Below are 4,270 nucleotides of genomic sequence, written 5' to 3' on the forward strand. Positions count from 1 at the left end.
GGCACGCAGTGCCGAAGACCTGTGTATAAAGAGGCGCAAAATGCCCTTACGACCCCGACTGAGGGATCGGACACACCGATCCGAATGCGACCGCAAGGGTCGTAGGTTTTGGGTTCCTCGTAACCCGCCAGTCGTTCGGGGACTCTCGTCCCCTCCGACTGGGGGCTAGCTGAGTGGCACCCTGTCGGGTGCTCTGGAGGGGGAAGTGCCTTATCGGACAAGTCGGAGAAAAATCACTTTTCTATCCTTCTATAAATCAGTGGGTTAGAAGGGCGAAAAATGAGATGCAACTAAGCATTTGCTTTGTTGCATCTCGGCATTTGCTTAGTTGCAACTCGCCGATCGCTTAGTTGCAACTCCACTTTTGCTCTGCTGTGAGAGGGTGTTTTTTTGGGGGGGAGTGCCTTATCGGACAAGTTGGACGATTCGGAGGCCTTGCCGAGGGAAAGGACCTCGGCAGAGGTCCGTGTTTAATAGGCACAGGTCAAGGCACGTAGTGCCGAAGACCTGTGTATAAAGAGGCGAAAATGCCCTTATGAACCCGGCTGAGGGGTCGGACACACCGATCTGAGTGCGACCGCAAGGGTCGTAGGTTTTGGGTCCCTCGTAACCCGCCAGTCGTTCGGGGACTCTCGTCCCCTCCGACTGGGGGCTAGCTGAGTGGCACCCTGTCGGGTGCTCTGGGTGGAGTGCCTTATCGGACAAGTCGGACAAGTCGGAGAGGGCGACGATCTAGACAACACTAGGAGGAGGTTTTGGGATAAAAAAAGGACCTCTGGGTGGAGGTCCTTTTTGATGGGTATTAAGGTTGGCGACTACTTGTGGTTGCCATCATTATGGCCATATCCGTATCCGTAGCCATATCCGTATCCATAGCCGTAGCTCTTGACAAAGATAGAGTTCTTGGTGTTGATGTCATTGAGTATTAGGCTCATGCTGGATAGTTTCTGATTGTCGGCGAGGTAATTGATGTACTCTACATCGCGTTTATTGGTCTTATCGGATCGCAGTACATAGAGTGTGTGGTCCACCACACGGCTGAGTACCAAGCTATCTACCACCGGACCAACAGGGGCGGAGTCGACTAGGATATAGTCGTAGTGCTCCCGGAAGGTCTTGAATACCTCCTCTAGCCTAGGCCGAGCGAGTAGCTCGGTGGGGTTGGGTGGGATCGCACCGGCATTGATGATATCTAGGTTGGGGTACTCCTCTAGGTGCTGTATGTACTGCATTGGATCTGTGGAGGCATCATTGAGTAGGTCGGTCATACCGCCTAGAGATGTATTCTTGATCCCAAAGGTACGCTTCAGCTGAGGATTACGGATATCTAGCCCCACGAGAAGCACTCTGTACTGAAGTGCAGAGAGTGAGATGGCTAGGTTGCTGACTACAAAGGTCTTTCCCTCTCCACTCACGGTGGAGGTACACATCAGTACCAATGGTCGCTTATTCTGAGTGAGGAAGCTGAGGTTGGTACGGATATTTCTAAAGGCCTCTGTGGCTATGCTATTACCCTCTAGCTGCACCAGTAGCTCGGGCAGATCGCCCTCTCCTGAGGCTGATTTTTGCTGAGGTATTCCTCCGGCAATCGGTAGGTTGGTGAGCTTTTTGAGATCCTCCTCGGTATGTACCTTTGTTTGAGCCAACTTCCATAGGTAGATGGCTATGGTGGGTAATACCAAGCCTAGTAACAAGCTAGCGAGATAGATGATTGGCTTCTTGGGGCTAGAAGGCTTGGATGCTGCGAGTGCGCTATCTACCACCTTGGCACTCTCGAGTGATGAGGCGAGCTCAATGGAGGTCTCTTCCCGGCGAGTGAGTAGCATCAGGTAGAGATTGGAACGGATAGAGCGCTGACGCTCAATATCTGTGCTGATGCGCTCAAAGGTAGGAGCTTGTGAGATACGAGAACTGTAGCGCTGCTCCATTCCCTTCAGCCCATTGAGCTGTATCTGAAGCCCTTGCTTTGCTACATCGGCGGCCTCTAGGATATTGGTTCGTGCCACATTGAGGTTTTCGGTGAGGCTCTTTACCTTGGGGTGGTCTTTATTGGCTGTCTCTAGCAGACCGTCTCGCTCAAAGACCATTTGATTGTATATCTCCACGGCGGTTTGTAGGGTGCCGTCGGTAAAGCCTAGGCTACCAGGGATGATTTCGTATCTTCCCTCCTTCGCTTTTAGGTCATTGATAAGGAAAGCGACTAGCTTCAGCTGTGTCTCTGCCTCTGCCCGCTTTTGATCGATCATAGCGGTGGAGGAGACTACTACGCCGAGGTCTTGGTAGCTGGTGACACCTTGGCTTTTCTTTACCTCCTCTAGTTTTTTCTCCGTGGCATTGAGCTCCTCACCGATGAGGTTGATGCGCTCATTGATAAAGTCGTAGGTGCGCTGAGCGGTAGCATTTTTATCGATCGCCCGCTCCCGATTGTAGACCTCAATCAGTTTGGAGAGAAAGCGCTCGCCCTTGGCTCTATTCTTGGCGGTAATTCCTAAGACTGCCACAGAGCCTTGCTTATTGGCTCTATCTACTGTGAGCCCACCTTTCTCGGCATAGTAGATGGCGAGCTTTTGTGGTGATTGTATGGTGACATCAAAGCTGCTGGGGAGCTCCATTTTCCCCTCCTTGTAGCTCTCTCGCTTGGTGATGGAGGCGATGCCTTCGCCCAATACAAAGGTGGCTGGTAGGGAGTCGATGACTATAGCTTCGCCCTTGACATAGTCCGAAGAGATCTTGTACCCCTTGTCGCTAATTGACTCTATGGTGAGCGAAATGGGAGCACCTATTTTGCTTAGCCCTACGGGGTCCATGGATATCTCAAAGGGGAGCTCGCTATCCCATACTGTAGTGGTGAGCCCTTTTCGGCTGGTTACCTCTACATACTGCTGGCTCTCCTCTATGGTCTTTTGAAGGATCTCACGCGAACCGAGTATTTCTAGCTCGTTATCTACATTGACATTCTTTACCCCCATGCCTAGCTCGGCAAAGTCGAGCCCCTGTATCTGTGGGCTACTTTTATCCTTTTGCTCAAGGAATAGCACTGAGGCTTTGACGGGGTATTGTGGGCTGCTACTTTTGATAAATAGCCAGCCGAGGAGCAGGCAAAGCACCAGTGCAATGAGGTAGATAGGCCAATACCTAAAGTAGTCTACTAGGATGCTTACAATATCCACCTCTTCTTCATTTCCCATTGCCTGTGATGGGGTCATCTCGGGCGCTGCGGGGATATGGGTGGGCTGATGTGGGTTAGGGTTGTTATTTATTTGAGTCATAAGCTATGATCGATTTCTGCTTATCGTCTTAATATAGTGACTAGGAGGTTGGCTACTGTGAGGGCAATCGAAGAGATGCTGATCCATACGGTGGTGCCCGAACTGATGTTGGAGGATGAGGCGATGGCATTATTGGGCATTACGTAGACTACATCTCCCTGCTGGAGGTAGTAGTAGGGCGAATTGATGATGTTGGGATCCATCAGATTGACACTCACTAAGGTGGTGGAGCCATCTTTATTCTCCCGAAGTATCTTCACCTGATCTCGTATACCATATATAGTAAGGTCGCCCGCATTGGCGAGTGCCTCGAATAGATTTACCTTGCCATTGGTCGAAACGAAGGCACCAGGCTTGTGCACTTCACCGAGCACCGAGTAGCGGTAGTTTTGGATCTGGACATTGACGCTGGGCACCTCATTGAGGTAGGCGGTAAGTGCCTTTTTGACCACCTCCTCCGCCTCCCTTAGGGTGAGACCGCCGAGCTTGGTCAGTCCTAGCACTGGTAGATCGACCTCGCCAGAGTTGTCCACCAAAAAGGTGCGCATTCCATTTTGCACGGTACTATACTGCTGCTGTGGCGACCAGTAGATACCATTGAAGCTTGCTACCAGCTCGGGCTTGGAAGCTTGGATATTGACCGTGAGGATATCCTTTGGTTTGATGGTAGCATCTTGGAGGGCACGGGCTTCCGTTTGCATCTTATTCTCCGCATATTGTAGATAGGCAACATCCTTGGTGCTGGCACAGCTAGCCAGCAGTAGTAGGAGGAGTGCCGATAGAAGGGGCGAATGCAGTCTCATATCGTTCATTATTAAGTTTGAGTTTGAATACAACACATCATATGCAAAAGTAACAATAATAAGTGACATAAGGGCATCCTTGAGCGGGAGTTATGCATTAGAAAGGTCTTGCCGTAGGTATTCATAGGTGTGTCTAAAGGGGAGGACCCCGGCTGAGGGGTCCCTGTTAAATAGGCACAGGTCAAGGCACGCAGTGCC

2 protein-coding genes are annotated in these 4,270 nt (G+C 51.0%); both read right to left on the reverse strand.

What is annotated here, in order from left to right:
* Nucleotides 1-815 precede the first annotated feature (815 nt).
* The gene (locus HMPREF3027_RS04740) at nt 816-3,269 is read right to left on the reverse strand and encodes a polysaccharide biosynthesis tyrosine autokinase (RefSeq protein WP_070707341.1); all 2,454 of its coding nucleotides are present in this window, start codon (nt 3,267-3,269) and stop codon (nt 816-818) included.
* A gap of 20 nt (nt 3,270-3,289) precedes the next feature.
* Nucleotides 3,290-4,072 (reverse strand): polysaccharide biosynthesis/export family protein, encoded by a 783-nt coding sequence (locus tag HMPREF3027_RS04745; RefSeq protein WP_070707355.1) that lies wholly within the window; start codon nt 4,070-4,072, stop codon nt 3,290-3,292.
* Nucleotides 4,073-4,270: the final 198 nt, after the last annotated feature.

Source organism: Porphyromonas sp. HMSC077F02, from assembly GCF_001815465.1.
Taxonomy (GTDB): Bacteria; Bacteroidota; Bacteroidia; order Bacteroidales; family Porphyromonadaceae; genus Porphyromonas_A; species Porphyromonas_A somerae.